At 33.2% G+C, this 16571-nt stretch carries 16 protein-coding genes; 3 read left to right on the forward strand and 13 right to left on the reverse strand.

All coding sequences use genetic code 11. The annotated features are described in order from the left end of the window. Positions 1-51 precede the first annotated feature (51 nt). Positions 52-1458, reverse strand: a complete 1407-nt coding sequence (locus PBV87_RS18920) for an MATE family efflux transporter (RefSeq protein WP_271013366.1) — start codon at positions 1456-1458, stop codon at positions 52-54. 222 nt (positions 1459-1680) lie between these two features. Between PBV87_RS18920 and PBV87_RS18925 the strand changes: the two genes are divergently transcribed. Next, entirely contained in the window at positions 1681-2112 is a 432-nt protein-coding gene (locus PBV87_RS18925; protein ID WP_053986083.1) for a MarR family winged helix-turn-helix transcriptional regulator, read from the forward strand. Positions 2113-2355: 243 nt separating this feature from the next. On the opposite strand, the gene PBV87_RS18930 is transcribed toward PBV87_RS18925, so the two are convergent. Further along, complete coding sequence (locus PBV87_RS18930) at positions 2356-2646, reverse strand: hypothetical protein (protein WP_053986084.1); 291 nt, start codon at positions 2644-2646, stop codon at positions 2356-2358. Between the two features lie 219 nt (positions 2647-2865). Beyond that, positions 2866-3039 (reverse strand): hypothetical protein, encoded by a 174-nt coding sequence (locus PBV87_RS18935; RefSeq protein WP_271013367.1) that lies wholly within the window; start codon positions 3037-3039, stop codon positions 2866-2868. A gap of 268 nt (positions 3040-3307) precedes the next feature. On the opposite strand from PBV87_RS18935, the gene PBV87_RS18940 reads away from it, so the two are divergent. After that, positions 3308-3658: a MerR family transcriptional regulator gene (locus tag PBV87_RS18940; RefSeq protein WP_053986085.1), complete on the forward strand. Its 351-nt coding sequence runs from the start codon at positions 3308-3310 to the stop codon at positions 3656-3658. 89 nt (positions 3659-3747) lie between these two features. Then, entirely contained in the window at positions 3748-4572 is an 825-nt protein-coding gene (locus PBV87_RS18945) for a nitroreductase family protein (RefSeq protein WP_301335131.1), read from the forward strand. A gap of 759 nt (positions 4573-5331) precedes the next feature. Here PBV87_RS18945 and fmt read toward each other — a convergent pair. The 10 genes from fmt to PBV87_RS18995 form a co-directional block, all read right to left on the reverse strand. Beyond that, positions 5332-6273: a methionyl-tRNA formyltransferase gene (gene fmt / locus PBV87_RS18950; protein ID WP_271013368.1), complete on the reverse strand. Its 942-nt coding sequence runs from the start codon at positions 6271-6273 to the stop codon at positions 5332-5334. Positions 6274-6554: 281 nt separating this feature from the next. Continuing rightward, complete coding sequence (rlmH, locus tag PBV87_RS18955; protein WP_271013369.1) at positions 6555-7034, reverse strand: 23S rRNA (pseudouridine(1915)-N(3))-methyltransferase RlmH; 480 nt, start codon at positions 7032-7034, stop codon at positions 6555-6557. A 588-nt stretch (positions 7035-7622) separates the two neighbouring features. Next, positions 7623-7787 carry a hypothetical protein gene (locus tag PBV87_RS18960; RefSeq protein WP_271013370.1) on the reverse strand — a complete coding sequence of 55 codons (165 nt, stop codon included), beginning with the start codon at positions 7785-7787 and terminating at the stop codon, positions 7623-7625. An 82-nt stretch (positions 7788-7869) separates the two neighbouring features. Beyond that, a complete protein-coding gene (locus PBV87_RS18965; protein WP_271013371.1) occupies positions 7870-8709 on the reverse strand; it encodes a glycoside hydrolase family 25 protein in 840 nt (279 codons plus the stop codon). Between the two features lie 204 nt (positions 8710-8913). Then, the gene (locus PBV87_RS18970; protein WP_271013372.1) at positions 8914-10560 is read right to left on the reverse strand and encodes an ABC transporter ATP-binding protein; all 1647 of its coding nucleotides are present in this window, start codon (positions 10558-10560) and stop codon (positions 8914-8916) included. Beyond that, positions 10554-12197: an ABC transporter ATP-binding protein gene (locus PBV87_RS18975; RefSeq protein WP_271013373.1), complete on the reverse strand. Its 1644-nt coding sequence runs from the start codon at positions 12195-12197 to the stop codon at positions 10554-10556. The genes PBV87_RS18970 and PBV87_RS18975 overlap by 7 nt, the downstream gene beginning before the upstream one ends. A gap of 746 nt (positions 12198-12943) precedes the next feature. Continuing rightward, positions 12944-13648: an ABC transporter ATP-binding protein gene (locus tag PBV87_RS18980; protein WP_271013374.1), complete on the reverse strand. Its 705-nt coding sequence runs from the start codon at positions 13646-13648 to the stop codon at positions 12944-12946. Then, positions 13632-14411 (reverse strand): ABC transporter ATP-binding protein, encoded by a 780-nt coding sequence (locus PBV87_RS18985; RefSeq protein WP_271013375.1) that lies wholly within the window; start codon positions 14409-14411, stop codon positions 13632-13634. The genes PBV87_RS18980 and PBV87_RS18985 overlap by 17 nt, the downstream gene beginning before the upstream one ends. Further along, entirely contained in the window at positions 14411-15484 is a 1074-nt protein-coding gene (locus PBV87_RS18990; RefSeq protein ID WP_271013376.1) for a branched-chain amino acid ABC transporter permease, read from the reverse strand. Before PBV87_RS18990 ends, PBV87_RS18985 begins: the two co-directional genes overlap by 1 nt. A 3-nt stretch (positions 15485-15487) precedes the next feature. Further along, positions 15488-16378, reverse strand: coding sequence for a branched-chain amino acid ABC transporter permease (locus PBV87_RS18995; RefSeq protein WP_271013377.1), 891 nt, complete (start codon positions 16376-16378; stop codon positions 15488-15490). Positions 16379-16571: the final 193 nt, after the last annotated feature.

Consider the following 16571-nt stretch of genomic DNA (forward strand, 5'->3'; position numbering starts at 1 on the left):
AGCGATGAGCCCTTTCCCTAAATATCAATATTATAATACCTTTTTTAATCTTTAAGCTACTTTACTTAATTTACTTTCCTCTTTATCTTCTAGTGCATTTATTTGCTTCCACTTCATGCTCATTAATATCATAGCTAATATAAATGCTAATATATCTGCTATAGGTGCTGCGTAAATTGCTCCTTTTATTCCCATTACTATTGGTAATATAAATAGCCCTGGTAAATAGAAAATAATTTGTCTTGAAAGCGATAGTATGCCTGATTGCATTGGTTGCCCTATAGCTTGGAAGAATATTATACAAACAATTTGGATAGCATTTAATATACATCCTGCTAAGAAGATGCGGAAGTACATAACTCCGAATTCATTATACATTGCATCCCCTGCTCCAAATAAATTAACGATTTGTTGAGGGAAAAATTCAAAGCAGATTAATCCTAAAGTAGATACAATAACTGCTCCTGTTAAAGCTATTTTAACCGTTTCTTTTACACGGCCCATTTTTTTAGCTCCATAGTTAAATCCTAATATTGGTTGAGCACCAACAGCTATCCCTAATAATACAGACAGCATAATTTGATTCACTTTAGTTACAATTCCAAATATGGATAAAGGAATTTCGCTACCATATACAGATGCCGCTCCATATTTTGTTAACACATTATTTGTAGCAATAGCTACTATAGCAATAGCCGCTTGTGTTATAAAACTAGATATGCCATATGTTAAAGTCGTTTTACAAATGTTAAAGTTAGGTTTTAAAAACTTAAATTTAAATTTAATATTATTGAATTTCTTAATATATAAGATACCAAGTATTGTACTAACAAGCTGACCAATAATCGTTGCATAAGCTGCACCTTTTACACCCATGTCGAATGTAAAAATAAATATGGGATCAAGTACTGTATTAATTAGAGCACCACATAGCATAGAAATCATTGCAAACTTAGGATTTCCATCTCCACGTATAATCGAATTAAATCCAGTACTAAACATAGCAACAGGTAGTCCAATAGCTATAATTCTTGTATAATCCATTGCATATGGCATAACAGCTTCTGTTGCACCAAACATTCCTAAAATTTGTTTCAGGAATAGACTACTAATAAGAGCAAGTACAATACCTGAAGCAGCAAACATCGTTATGGCATTTCCTACAATAAGTTCTGTGCTCTTAGTATCTTTCTCCCCTATTTTTAAACTAAAGAAGGCTCCAGCCCCATCTCCTATCATTAATGCAATTGCAAGTGCAATAACTGTCAACGGGAAAGCTACGCTCGTTGCTGCCGTTCCAAAATAGCCAACCCCCTGACCAATGAAGATTTGATCCACTATATTATATAATGCACTTACAAGTAGCGATATAATACATGGTATTGAAAACTTTAGCATAAGTTTTTTTACAGGTTCACTAGCTAATTGCTGTGAAATTTTATTTTCTACTTTGCTCATCTTTATTTCCTCTTTTTCTTTTTGAACTTTAATGGCTTCTCATTCCATTTAACCTTATTATTTAATTTTTATATTGTAAACCTGGTTAACATTATTCATAATATCATCACAATATTAATAATGTCAACTTAATTTACATCAACATTTACTTATAACTTAAAATGGATATAATAAAGATATAGTAAACTAGGTCTAAACTTAATAATATAAAAGGAGTTCCCTATGCAATCATATTTTGAAAATTTAAACATCATTGACTTGATAAGTGAAAAGCATGCCCAACTTCGTAAAATGGTAAGAGATACTTGGGTAGAACAAGGAAATCACTATTTAACAGATACAGAATCTTACATCCTGGCTCTAGTAGAAAGAAGTCCTATGACTGTAGCACAACTAGCGCGAATTATTGACATCTCACGTCAAGGTGCTCATAAGTGTGTGCAAGGCCTGATCTCTAAGGGCTACATTAAATCAGAAATCCTAGAAGGTAACTGTAAAAATAAAGTCCTTACACTAACTCAAAAAGGAATACTATTCCGCCAAGAAACACTCACTATAAAAGAAAAGTTTGAGCAAGATATAAAGACATCTATAGGTGAAGAACATTTCAATCTAGTAAAACAAACCCTTCAGAAAACATGGTTTCCAGAATAATTCATTTCACTTTTACACAAATAAAAAGCTTTTTCTTGGTTTGAATTAGATAGTGATCATCCAAACTAAGAAAAAGCTTTTTAACAAGATTATTTATATCTTAGGTATTTAATTATTGATATAAGATATAATTTTTTTAATATTTATATCTTATGTTGGTTAATTCCTTTTCTTTATAGAATCATATATTAATGTCAATGGACCATTAATTTCAATTATAGTATTTAAAATTGAAATTAAAAATTACTCTAAATCTAATCGTTCTCTCCAGTAGTCTAAAAACATATCTTCATTAAATTTGACTACTTCTTGCTGCTGATTCATTATCCTACAGAATTTACTCCATTTATCTCCCTCTTCATTAAGTACACTGATAATGGCTTCATCCTCAACTGCATTCCTAGATTTGACAAGCTCAGCTGTATCATCTAAAAAAGCTAAAAATACACTAGAACAGATGTCTTTGAGCTGTGCTTCATCAGTCGCTTCATTAATTTGCGGTAAATATTGATTAATATAATCTTGAGCTTTCATCTTTTTACTTCCTTTATCTGAAAAATTCTTTCATCAAGACTGTAAGGTATCATTAATCTTTCACACTTAGTCTCTTATTAAATATGCCACAAAACACTCATAATTATTAGGATATTGTTTTCGATCTACTTTCTATCTTCTGTCTTATATTCATTGGTTTAAAAAACATAGCATTTTTTATAGTAAGGTTCTCCGTAACGTACTCTACAGAGCACATTTTTATTTTAATATTAGTCTACCTCTTCCATTTTTACATATTTCTGCCCAAATTAGAATATTAACTATTGGTGTAATTCTTCTAAACACACTCTCTCCTATGGATTTATCATAAACTTCTTTTGCAATATATCTTTCTATTGAATTTGTAGGTAGTTTTCCTTTGCATGACTTCATTCACTATTTCAAATGGTATTGGCTCTCCCTCTGCTTTCAAAGTAACAGTTTTTTACGAAAATTTATTGGTATTCTTATAATTTTATAAACCTTGTTATTTCTAAAAACTATTTGTTTTAAGTATTTTTTAACAAATAGTTTTCTAACTCATAATACTACTATTAATTTTAAATCTACTTATCTTCATTTCATGACAAATCACTTTTATAAACTCTATAAGATAAGTTATAATGATTAAAATTAATATTAACTATGAGGAGTACATTTTATGGAATATAAAATAAAAGAAGTCTCTGAAATAACTAATATATCTCAATCAAAAATAAGATATTATGAAAAAGAAGGATTATTACCTGGATTTAAGCGAGATAAAAATAATATAAGAGTATTTTCAAAAAAAGATATAGAACTACTAAATTTAATTCGGTGTTTAAGAAATATAGGAATGTCAGTCAAAGAAATTCGTACTAATTTAGATATTCTATCAGATAGTAGAAATAATCAATTAGCAATAAATATTTTAATGGAACATCGAAGCAAATTAGAAAAACAAAGAAAAATACTAAAAAGCTATATCGAGAAAATAAATTTAAACCTTGAAAGTAGACAAAATAATTAGTATAGATTTTCCTTTTAAAATACTTGACTTAAACTATAGTTTAATAACTATAATTATAAACACCAAGATATATAAGGAGGTATTTTATAATGATTGTAAATACTGATAAGTGTATAGGTTGCACTTTATGCAAACAAGATTGTCCAGTAAATGATATAGAAATGATTGATGGAAAGTCTCATGTAAAAAATAAAACTTGTGTAAAGTGTGGACATTGTATTGCAATTTGCCCTGTAAGGGCTATATCATGTGATGATGAAAAAGATTATTCAATGAGTGAAGTAAAAGAATACAACATTGAAGAATTTTCAGTAAATCCAGATGTGTTAATGAATTTTATGAAATTTAGAAGAAGTGTTAGGTTATTTTCAAACAAAGATATTGAAGAAGAAAAGATAGATAAAATACTTGAAGCAGGCAAATTTACTCAAACTAGTGGAAATTTACAAGATGTTTCATATGTGGTTGTAGAAGATAAAATACAAGATCTTAGAAAAATAGTGCTACAGACTTTAAATAACCAAGCTGATAATTTGTTGGATGATGAAACTACGGCTCCCCAAATTAAGATGTATGCTAATATGTGGAAAACTATGTATAAAAACTTTGTAGAGAATCCTGATGGAGAAGATAAACTATTCTCTAAGGCTCCTCTATTGATAGTAGTAAAATCAAAAAACATTGTAAATGGAGCTTTAGCAGCATCAAAAATGGAACTTATGATAAATGCTTTAGGACTTGGAACATATTTTAGCGGATTCTTATTAAGGGCTGTAAACTTTAATCCTGAAATAGGTAAGTTTCTACAAATAGATGATAGTGAAGAATTAGTTGCATGTATGGTGATTGGTTACCCAAAAGTACATTATAAAAGAACTGTCCCAAGAAAAGATGTACACATAACTAGATTATAATTTCAAAACCTTCAAATTATACGAAAATACTAAATTATAATCAATATATTGTTGTATTAACTATAGTTTAGTATTTAGTTCAGTTAAATTACATATAATTTTGGATAAAACATACTTATTTACAGTTTAACTATAATTAATTTATTAAAGGGCTCTCTATTTGATTAAATTTTAAATGAAAAAAAATGTTATGTTATCATTATCCTTTTAAATAAAAAACTTAATCTAACCGTAGATGGATGGCTACGGAGGTTTTAGTCGTTTTCTCCTCCTTGGGCTACTGGTGAATCTTTCATCATGGCACAAAGGGGGTAGTATTGGAATGTCTATACTAATGATATCTGTAATAGGAGCCATAATTATAATGCTAATTAATCTTTCTTTTAGACATGTTGTATTTTTAAGCCCTCTAAAATTTAGTATAACCCTTAAAGGGTTTCAACTAGAAATTAATACAAAAGAAAAGAGCACTCCATCCGACCAAGAATAGGTATGCTCTTTCTCTTTTTAAGATTATTCTACTATAATTATTTCCAATAGTCCTAAAATAAAATAAACGTCTCACTTTAGGAATGCTTAGTAATTACCAGCTACTGAGCATTTCTTTTATATACTTATATTATAATAAGATTTTCTTAAAAATAAACTCTCTTATAGCATATTATTTTTAAAATTGTACTAGAACTATCTGACTCAAACGACTAACTAATTGTAAGTTTAAATGTTAGATTATCCATAAGAAAGTGAACTATTCATAAATTACTTGAATACCTTACCAATTAGAGTGTTTTTCTCTTTAAATCCGTTAAAATAATCTTTTACGCTCATCTTTTTACTCCCTGAAGGTTTTATTATTTTTAAAATAATTTCTCCATCAGATACTTTAATGCCTATTCCATCCTTGTATAATTTACATATTTCACCATTTAATTTTTCATTATAGTTCTCTTCACCTATAATCGCTTCGTATATTTTTATTTCTTCATCCGCTAAAATAGCATGTGCTACTGGCCAGGGATTAAGCCCTCTTATTTTGTTAAATACTTCCATTTTTGTTTTATTAAAATCGATATGTTCATCTTCTCTGGATATATTATAACCAAATGTTACTTCATCTTCATTTTGGACGATTCTATTTGCTTGTCCATTGATAATACTCGGTAATGTTTCTATTAATAGTTCTGCACCTAATAGGCTTAATTTATTATGCAATATCCCTACATTATCAGTATCTTCTATTTCAATACTTTTTTGACTTATGATATCACCATTATCCATTTTTTCACCCATATGCATGATGGTAATACCCGTAGTCGTATATCCATCAATAATCGCTCTATGAATAGGTGCACCTCCTCTTAATTTAGGAAGAAGTGATGCATGAACATTAATACAACCATATTTAGGATAGTCTAATACCTCCTTTGGGAGAAATTGACCATATGCACAAGTTATAATGACATCAGGATTTAAATCGATTATACTTTGATATTCTTCTCTTATTTTAGTTGGTTGTATTACGTTTATATTGTTTTCAAGTGCCACCTTCTTTACAGCTGGTTCTGTCAATATTTGTTTTCTACCAACTAATTTATCTGGTTTAGTTACTACTCCTATTACATTAGTATGATAAATTAAGCTATTAAGTATATTTACACTAAAATCAGGTGTACCCATAAATATTACTTTTAAATCCTTCATTATGATAATCATCCTTTCTATTACAGACATAAACCTCAGGTTATGATTTGCTACTTTTTATTTATTTTTACTCCTAACCGTAAGAACCCTCTATTTTACAATTAGTTTAGCATCTGGATAAACTTGTGTAAATATTTATAATTTTACTATTCAACTCTTATCATGGATAATAATTTTGCTGTGTGCTACGATCTATGCCCCATCAATGCAACTCTTTTTACATCTCACTACTATTAACCACTATTATTTTCTACACTCATTAAATCTAAAAAGGGGCACATTTATTTATGATACGGTTCACCGTTATTAATTCGATACCCTCTATAAATTTGTTCCACTAACATGACTCTAAAAAGTTGATGTGGAAATGTCATTTTTGAGAAGGATAAGCTATCATTTGTTCTTTTTAGGACTTTATCTGAAAGCCCAAGTGATCCGCCGATAACAAATACGATGTGGCTGTTGCCTTGTACCCCACAGTTTGCTAGCATCTGCGCAAAGCCTTCTGATGTTACCATCTTACCCCCTAGGTCTAGTGTGATCACATAAGCTGTATCTTTAATTTGTGCAAGAATCTTGTCCCCTTCTTTGTCTTTAATTTGGAGTTCTTCTTTTTCTGAAGCGTTGTCTGGTGTTTTTTCATCTGTTAATTCTATAATGTTAAGTTTGCAGTATCTGCTCAGTCTTTTGCTGTATTCATCTATCGCTTGTACTAAATATTTTTCTTTAAGTTTGCCTACGCATACGATTTCTATTTTCATGTGTCTCTCCTAAGTGCCGTTTTTTCTTATTATAACATGCCTTGTATCTTACCTATACCTATCATTATTAGTTTTATTTAGGTATTTTCTCTTAAAGTATTGCTTGGTAATGGCATAGTGCACAAAAAAGCAGTTAAACTTTTTCTATTTACTCTGTATAGTTTAGTCCCCATCTATTCTCATTAATTATAAACTTAGCACAATTTTAAATCAATTTCGTAGAAATTCACTTTTTTTATTTACAGATAAAAACGACAAGATATTTTATATTTTTTCATTTATAGACATTTGAATCTTTATGTATCTTGTCAATTGCACTCGGCTAGGCATTGGGTGTATAACTTTGTTATAGCATCGTTAAAGATCTCAATCCTAGGCAGAACTTTTAACGATACTACTAAGAATCGGTTTGAAAGTTTTTAGTCTCCCCCTTCTAAAGATGGACAAGCTTTTTCTTGGGACTAGATTGAATGTTGGTGGCAATCATCTAATCTAGTACATATATCTCTATTGACTTGTTTCTTCTAAGCCACGTTTAATTGAATATACGATTTAACTATAGGCACGATTCGGGTACTTTGCTTATGGCTAACTGACTAGGCAACCTGCAGTGATAACTATGGCAATAGCTCTTTCACCTACGGAACCCCTACTCAGTACACCATCATCAATAGTCCCTACTCTATCCTCTACCTTAAATCTTCCATTCCTTTGAACAAGTGCTTTCTTCTTATAGTCAATAGTCCTTGCCACACAACAATACAAGCCAACCTAAGTCTACCCGTTTTAAGGGGGAGGGTACTCTTAGGTTGGCTTGTATTGTTTTTATTAACTTTTATTGTACTTCACTTATTTCATCAAACCATAGATTCATATCTACACCACCTGATATGCCTGCCACACTACCATTATCGGTATACTGCCACATTTTAAATTCATAGGGGTAACTTGGTTCTTCTCTATACTCTGCTAACCAGATATCATATGTACTAAGGTCACCTAATTCAATGACATCTTGTAACCAGTGTCTATTTCCATAGATCATAACTTGGTATCCTACTTGTTCAATCTCTTCACAAAATGCCTTTGTAATCTCTGTAATCTCATCTTTTGTTAAATGACTAATACGGTCATTCCCTTCAATAAACTCTAAGTCAAAGACTACTGGATAGGTCACATCATGTTTCTTGATTTGTTGTAATACAAATGCTGCCTCTTCTTTTGCTTCTTCTGGTGAAATAGCTTGTGAGAAGAAATAAACACCTACATCTAAACCTACTTTATTCGCTGAAGTAACATTATAAGTAAAGGTTGGATCTTCTTTAATATTACCTGTCTCGTAGCCTCTATAGCCTACTCGTAAGATGGCAAAATCAATATTTTCATCCTTTACTTGTTTCCAATCAATCTCACCTTGATATTTAGATACATCAATGCCTAGCTTTGCTTTTATATTGCTATAATTGTACTGCTTCTTGTCATTATGTTCTTCTAAATATGTCCAATCATAACTATGTAGTGGGAGTTCATCTATGTATTGATTCTCTATTGTTTCATCTTTGTACTTCATGGGGATTACTTGTTCTTCCGGACTATAGCTCAAACTAAAAATAGTTCCACACATATACATACTTAACCCAATAATCACCAGATGCATTTTACTTTTTTTAGTCACTTTCATTGCTCCTCATCTGTGTATCAATCTCTCTATGATTAATATGATAGCCTACAAAGAACATCTTTCTCTCTTCTTCGCAAGCTATCATCAAAAATCAAATCCTTTTTCCCTTTTAATCCTTATTCTACATCCAAAAGCTTACAAAAGAACCTATAAGTTTCTTACGAAACTGTCATAAATAAAATCGCCTCAGTCAGTTAATTAACTTGCTTGTTTCGCATGCTTTGGGTAAGGATAAACTTGCTTATTCTTTACCATATAGATTTCATTGTAGTCCTTTTCATGCTCTTTGAAAAGTACATGTGTAACATGGATGATGGTTACACCCTCTAAATCTAAGAGACTCTTTTCAATTTCTTTAGCTTTTGCTGGATCTAAAGCTGAAAAGGCTTCATCTAATAAAATTAAATCTGCCTTTTCAAGTAGAGCACGGGCTATAGCAATACGGCTCTTCTCTCCCCCTGAGACATTCTTCCCATCATCATAAAGCATTCTTTCTAATCCATCTGGATGATTATTTACAAAGTCGGCCAGCCCTGCCTTCTCTAAAGCCTCCAAGATTTCCTCATCTGTATAGGTTTTATAAAGCGTTAAGTTATTGCGTAAGGTATCTTCAAAAATAAAGACTTTTTGATCGATGTTACTAATTTGTTTAAAATAAGCCTCTTTTTTAATAGAACTAAGAGGTGTATCCCCCATCCAAATGGTACCTTCTATTGGATTAAAGTATTTGCGTAGCAGCTTTAATAAAGTAGACTTACCACCTCCACTTGGCCCGATGATAAGATATTTTTCTCCTGTTCTAAAGGCTACATTCACATCTTCTAAGATTAGCTGTTCCTTTTCATAACCAAAGGATACTCCTTCTATACTAATGCCTTTACCCAGTTCACAATGCTCTATTTCCTCTTTAGTCTCTTCATGATTTGTAAGTGTAGCTTCTATTTTCTTAATGATGCCTCCTACTGTAGCAATTTGTGGCATAGCTTCACTAATCATCATCATTGGCCCAAGTATTCTAAACATCCCTTCTACAATAAGGAGCACACCACCTATGGTACCTTCCCCTTGTAAAGCCAGATAACCTGCGACACCCATGACACCTAATATCATAAAATTAGATACCGTGTTTTGCATACAATACACATAGGAGAGTAGACGATCAATCAAGTACCCTCTATGCTGAACGGTCTCACTTTTTTCATCAAAGTTATTTTGAATACGCTCTTGTAAATTGTTATTACGAATAATGTGGAAGGCTGATAATACCTCTTTGATATACCCTGTATACCCTTCAAATAAATCACTTCTTGCAGTGGTTTGCTTGGTAATAGGCTTTTGAAGTAAAAAGGTAAGTCCTGTATTAATCACTACAAGTACAAGTCCTAATGATACAAGCTTTGGATTAACCGTAAAGATCATCCACATCCCTGCGATAAAGACAGCGCCCCCATCTATAATTGAATATACAGGATTGATGAACTTTTGCTCTAACGTATTAAAATCATTGGTTAATGCAGATAAATACTTGGCGTTGTTCTCTGAATAGAACTCACTAATATTTTTAGCATAAACCTTTTCTAAATAATAATCCTTCATCAACTCATTGGCTTTTCGTTTATAAAGATTCTTTGTACAAGTTACAATAATAGCAATAGGTACCAACGTCAGTGCAAGTCTCATCACTCTCATACTCTCCGTTGTAAATTGCTCCATTTGCTTTCCTAAAGCTAAATCAAAAAGCCCCATAAGCTGAATCATTACATAACCTTCTAATAACCCTAGTACTAAAGTAAATCCTACAGCCATCAATAAATACGGCCATACTTTTGTTAAGCGTTTTAGCATACGCTCACCCCCTCAAAATAATCTTTAGCATCATATTGGTTCAATCTACCCGCCTGTAATTCTAGAACATAGTCATAGCCTTCACTTATTCCTTCATAATAACGATGACTGATAGCAATGACCGTTTGGGGTAGATTTAAGAATACCTTCTCTATCTCTCTTCCTAATGCTTCATTTAAACTTGCTGTCCCCTCATCTATAAAGAGGATTTCTGCATCCTTTACAATGGCACGTGCAATAGCAATACGCTGTCTTTGCCCGCCTGATAGATTCTTGCCATTTTCAAGAAGCGGTGTCTCTAAGCCTTTTTCAAGCTCTGCTATAAGACTTTCTAGCCCTGCCCCTTTTATAGCCTCTTGCATAAAGGTTTCATCTGTCTCACGATAAAGATTGATGTTATTACGTATAGTGTCCTCAAATAAGAAGATATCTTGATCAATAACTGCTACTTTTTCATTAAAGCTTCTTTCATCAATGGTTCTATAGTCTATACCATCTACTTTAATACTTCCTGTGTAGTCTTCATTCAACATTTGTAAGAGATGAAGCAATGTAGACTTACCTGCTCCACTAGCTCCTTTAATTAAATACTTTTTCCCCTTTTCTAGAGTCATGTTAGTATGGTCTAATAGCTTACGCCCTTCATAACCAAAGCACACATCTTTGAGCTCAATGGTACGATCAAACCGAAAAGCATTTGACTTTGTTTCTTCTTGTGAGACCTCTAAACAGGTCAACTTCTCATAAATTTTAATAGAAGAACGCATGACATTGACTAATGGCAGACTATCCATCACACGGAAGATAATTTGAGTACTGAGTTGAAATAAGAAAACTGCGATACCAAAGCCTAAGCCGCCTCCTATCTTCCCTCCTAAGTAGAAGATGACCCCTGCCATGACAAAGTATCCCACAAAGATCAATACATTTTGTTGTATCTCTGAATAGTTATTAAAGGCTTGCTTTCTTGCCTCCGCTCTTGAGATTTCTTTTTTATTTTTCTCTAAGAACTTATCTTCCATATTTCCAAGCTTAATAATCTCTAGCCCGTTAAAGGTATTACTCATATTAAGGGTTAGGGCTTCATTCCCTTCTGATACAGCTTCTTGTAACTTCTGGGTACGCTTTAAAAAGAGTGTACAAACCCCATAGCAAATCATAGATACAAGGAATAATCCCCCTGCAAGAACTGGCTCATAACATGAAATAATAATTAATCCAATGATATACATACCAAATCCTGAAATCAGATTAAGCAAACTGATAAAGAACTTCTCCTCAATTAAATTCACATCATTGGTCAATCTTGAAACATAATTTTCTTTCGATACCTTGCCAAATTGTTTTGGACTCATTTTAAGTACTGTACCAAAGGCTTCTGCTCGTATATCCAAAAGGACTTTACGCATATACCCAATACGTAAGAATCTAGAAGATAAGTAAAGCCCAGCGCCAATCAGTACAATAATGACACCGTAGCCAATACGTGTCATAAAAAGTTCCATACTTCCTTGCTCTAGTGCATCCATAATATAGCCTGAAAGCCCCATGATCAATAAGTCACTTACTATAAAGAAGCAGCTTGCAATCATATAAATAATAAATTCCCATTTTCTCTTTAATAATAATGTTTTCATAAACCCTCCTAGAAATTACAAGGGCTCTTCGTTGCAAATAGATTATATATCTAAACATTTAAACGCACAAAAATAGGCTATAGGAAATACTACTTCCTATAGCCTCACTTAGCCTACTATGTTTACCACTAGCATCTGTTATACACGATCATTCCTTAACTGGAATAAACAGTTGCCCTATCTCTGGTTCACACGCTCTAGACTAACTCTATCTATAGAAAAGTAGAGTTTAACTGAATATATACTATCTGCATCAAAGAACACACCTTTAAGCATAGGAAACAAACCTATACTAAGGCCTCAAAGTAATTTTGTTAAATTCTTTTTGATATTTTGGTGTCCTTTGCTAATGATACTTCTGTATCAAATTAGCAGTATAGTATTCTACTCATCCTCTACTTTCCTCCAATTCATTAATTTATTGTATAATTATATTATATTAAAAATCATTTGTAAACCTTTTTATTATTTTACATTTTAATCCATAAGTTATTCACTTCTATTTTTTATCCTCAAGCATAAATTACAATCTTATTGTATTGTTTAACATACTTTTAACATACTTTACCTTTAGTTTTTACATCCTACCCGTATACTCATTGTTGTACTCTGATATGAGCTAATCGGGTATAATTTCTTCAAGACTACATCCTATCCTCTCGATACATAATTCGAGACGAACAAAGACCTACAAGCGGGCTGATCACCCCCATTCTTGTAGGTCTGTTTTTTATTTCGTTATCTTGCTATTTTTTCTTGCCTAAATAAGCTTCTTGAATCTTTTCATTATGAAGCAATCCTATCCCTGTTCCTTCTAAAATAATATTTCCTGTTTCTAAAACATAACCATAGTCTGCACATTTTAAGGCTAGGTTGGCATTTTGCTCTATGAGTAAGATGGTCATCCCCTCTTGATGAATGGTCTTGATAATCTCAAAGATATCTCGAATAACTAAAGGTGCTAATCCGAGGGACGGTTCATCCATCATAAGCACTTTAGGCTTAGACATGAGCGCGCGTGCCACAGCTAACATTTGTTGTTCCCCACCTGAAAGAGTTCCTGCCATCTGCCAATGCCTTGACTTTAAAATAGGAAAGAGGTTATAAACCCACTCTATATCTGATGCTAAATCATCTTTACGAAGATAGGCACCAATCTTAATATTTTCTAATACCGTTAAGTTCGGAAAGATACGTCTTCCCTCTGGTACAAGTGAGATACCACTACTCACAATTTGATTAGTACTTACCCCCATAATGCTTTGCCCATCTAATAAAATATCACCCGAGTCTGCTTTTACCAGCCCCATAATAGATCTTAGAATGGTACTTTTCCCTGCGCCATTAGCACCTATCAGTGTGACAATATGGTTCTTTGGAACTTCTAGACTTACCCCTTTAACAGCTTCTATGCCTCCATAACTTACTTTTAAATCACTGATTTTCAGCATCTTCACTCACCCCCAAGTAAGCCTCTATAACCCGTTCATTTTGTTGAATCTCCTCTGCAGTTCCTCTTGCAATTAACTTTCCAAAGTCTAAAACATAAATACGATCTGATATTTCCATAACTAAATCCATATGATGCTCAATCATAAAAACTGTTAAGTGAAAGGTATCTCGAATACGCTTAATAAACTGAGTCAGTTCCAACGTTTCTTGAGGGTTCATCCCTGCTGCTGGCTCATCTAAAAGTAAAAGCTGTGGTTTGGTCGCTAAAGCCCTGGCAATCTCTAAGTGACGCTGCTGCCCATAAGGCAAACTACTTGCCTTTTCATCTTTCACCTCTAATAAGCCAACTGTTTTTAGTAACTCAAGGGCTTGCTCCTTCATCCCCTCTTCTTCTTTCCTTGCCTTGCCTGTTCTAAATACTGTGCTAAAGAAGTTATTTTGTAAATTCATATGCTGAGGAATAAGCACATTTTCAAATACTGTCATTTCTTTAAATAGACGAATGTTTTGAAAGGTACGTGCAATCCCCTTTCTTGTAATACGGTCTACCCGCATGCCTGTGATGTCTTGCCCTTTAAACTGAACCTTTCCCTGTGTTGGTTCATAAACACCCGTCACTACGTTAAAAACCGTTGTTTTCCCTGCACCATTGGGCCCAATAAGTGCAACGATCTCACCTTCATGTACTTCTAAATCAAGTCCATCTATAGCTACAACACCACCAAATTGCATCATAATCTGACTAAGGTTTAAAACATCCATTAGCACCCCTCCTTTTGTTTTTTCTTATTAAATTTTGTCTTTAAGTTTTTAAAGAAAGAAGCGATGCCTTCCCAAGTAAATTCATTTTGCCCCATGATTCCCTTACGATAATACAGTACAACCAACATTAAGATAACAGAGAAGACAACCATTCTAAGTCCTGGCCTAAAGAGAGGAATGCTAACACCAAATAAGGTTGCTGGCTCATCTAAGAACCTTAACCATTCTAGCCCTGCTGTTACAAGAAAAGCTGAAATAACTGTTCCTGAAATACTTCCCATTCCCCCTAATACAATAATCAATAAGAAGTTGTAAGTAAGGGTGAAATAAAATTGCTTTGGATCTACTGTTCCAAGTAATGCCGCAAATAACCCACCACCAATACCTGCCATAAATCCACTAATAATAAAAGAGAGCATCTTGTGCTTAAAAAGAGAGATGCCCATAGCTTCTGCTGCTACTTCATCTTCCCTTATAGATTTAAACGCTCTGCCATAACTAGAACGAATGAGTAAGAACATGAAGATAATAAAAAGCAGCATAATCCCAAATGTCCACCACATACTTGTAATGGTTGGGATATTTTTAATCCCTAATGCACCATTTGTAATCGTCTGTAAGTTAGTAAATACAATACGTATAATCTCTGAAAAGCCCAATGTAGCAATCGCTAGGTAATCCCCTTTTAACCTAAGCACTGGTGCCCCTATTAAAAAGGCAAAAAAGGCTGCTACAAGTCCTCCAAGTAGCAAAGCCACTACAAAAGGAAGTTGAATGTTGGCAATAGCTGGATGCATCGGTTCTAAGTAATAAACCATTTCACGTTCTGCTAAGGGTACTGTAAAAATCCCTACACAATAAGCACCAATGGCCATAAAGCCTGCTTGACCTAGTGAAAAAAGCCCTGTAAATCCATTAATCAAGTTCATAGATAACCCAAGTATGGTGTAGATGGCACATAAGTTAAGAATACGTTTTAAATAGCTATCAAAAAAGATATTGCCCAATGCAACGAAGATGCCCAGCACGATTATCGCCCCTAAAGTGAGCATCATTTTTTTCTTCTTCGTCATCTTTTACACCTTCTCTATAACTTTCTCACCCATTAAACCACTAGGCCTTACAAGTAAAATAATGATAAGAAGTACAAAGGCAATAGCATCTCTATATCCTGTTAAACTGGTAAAACAAGCAACTAAAAGGACTTCTACAAGTCCTAATATAAAACCACCAATAACAGCTCCTTTCACATTACCAATACCACCAATAACGGCTGCTATAAAGCATTTAAGCCCAGGCATAACCCCCATCATTGGCTGAACTTGTGGATATTTCATCCCCCATAAGATAGCACCAATAGCTGCAAGCCCTGATCCTATAGCAAAGGTTGCTCCAATAACTTTATTAATCTCTATCCCCATAACCTTTGCAATCTCATAATCTTTAGATACTGCACGCATTGCCATTCCTAACTTGGTCTTATTAATAATAAGTAATAATAGCCCTAATAAAACTAAGGTCACTATAGGTACAACGATCATCAACGGTTGAATACTTACACCACCTATTGCTATAGGTGTGGTCATAAACGTAAACTCGGGAAAAGCTTTGGGCTTACCTGAAAACAAGAAGGTCGCTAAGTTCTCTAAGAAGAAGGATACTCCTATGGCAGAAATCAAAATAGAAGACTTAGGTGCATCCCTTAAAGGCCTATAAGCTGCTTTTTCTACTAAAGCACCAAGTATTACTGTACATATTACAACCAGTATAATAGCTATGTACCAAGGAACATGAAAAACAGTAATACCGAAAAAAGCAAAGTAAGCTGACATCATAAAAATATCACCATGAGCAAAATTAATTAATCTCAAAATCCCATAAACCATTGTATAACCAATGGCAATTAAGGCATATAAACTTCCTAACGAAATACCATTTGCTAGATGTTGCATCCACGTACTTAACATATCATGCCTCCTTTTTCTATACATACCTTACAACTGCTTCTCTTTTGTTAAGTACACCTTGGAATACACGCTCCTACGGCTTCTTCTAAATATTTTAGAAGGGGTTAGCCATTAGATGCCCCCGGCAAGGCTAACCCCTCTATCCCTACCATTTACCTCTTTCTTTCTTTCTTTCTTTCTTTCTTTCTTTCTT

Origin of the sequence: Holtiella tumoricola (genome assembly GCF_027857615.1) — a bacterium.
GTDB lineage: Bacteria > Bacillota > Clostridia > Lachnospirales > Cellulosilyticaceae > Holtiella > Holtiella tumoricola.

Excerpts from the sequence above, each read along its gene's own strand:
- PBV87_RS18940 (WP_053986085.1), top strand. The coding sequence starts at position 3,308 with ATGGAATATAAAATAAAAGAAGTCTCTGAAATAACTAATATATCTCAA.
- PBV87_RS18970 (WP_271013372.1), bottom strand. The coding sequence starts at position 10,560 with ATGCTAAAACGCTTAACAAAAGTATGGCCGTATTTATTGATGGCTGTA.
- PBV87_RS18930 (WP_053986084.1), bottom strand. The coding sequence starts at position 2,646 with ATGAAAGCTCAAGATTATATTAATCAATATTTACCGCAAATTAATGAA.
- PBV87_RS18995 (WP_271013377.1), bottom strand. The coding sequence starts at position 16,378 with ATGTTAAGTACGTGGATGCAACATCTAGCAAATGGTATTTCGTTAGGA.
- PBV87_RS18990 (WP_271013376.1), bottom strand. The coding sequence starts at position 15,484 with ATGACGAAGAAGAAAAAAATGATGCTCACTTTAGGGGCGATAATCGTG.
- PBV87_RS18980 (WP_271013374.1), bottom strand. The coding sequence starts at position 13,648 with ATGCTGAAAATCAGTGATTTAAAAGTAAGTTATGGAGGCATAGAAGCT.
- PBV87_RS18985 (WP_271013375.1), bottom strand. The coding sequence starts at position 14,411 with ATGGATGTTTTAAACCTTAGTCAGATTATGATGCAATTTGGTGGTGTT.
- fmt (WP_271013368.1), bottom strand. The coding sequence starts at position 6,273 with ATGAAGGATTTAAAAGTAATATTTATGGGTACACCTGATTTTAGTGTA.
- rlmH (WP_271013369.1), bottom strand. The coding sequence starts at position 7,034 with ATGAAAATAGAAATCGTATGCGTAGGCAAACTTAAAGAAAAATATTTA.
- PBV87_RS18920 (WP_271013366.1), bottom strand. The coding sequence starts at position 1,458 with ATGAGCAAAGTAGAAAATAAAATTTCACAGCAATTAGCTAGTGAACCT.
- PBV87_RS18935 (WP_271013367.1), bottom strand. The coding sequence starts at position 3,039 with ATGAAGTCATGCAAAGGAAAACTACCTACAAATTCAATAGAAAGATAT.
- PBV87_RS18975 (WP_271013373.1), bottom strand. The coding sequence starts at position 12,197 with ATGAAAACATTATTATTAAAGAGAAAATGGGAATTTATTATTTATATG.
- PBV87_RS18925 (WP_053986083.1), top strand. The coding sequence starts at position 1,681 with ATGCAATCATATTTTGAAAATTTAAACATCATTGACTTGATAAGTGAA.
- PBV87_RS18945 (WP_301335131.1), top strand. The coding sequence starts at position 3,748 with ATGATTGTAAATACTGATAAGTGTATAGGTTGCACTTTATGCAAACAA.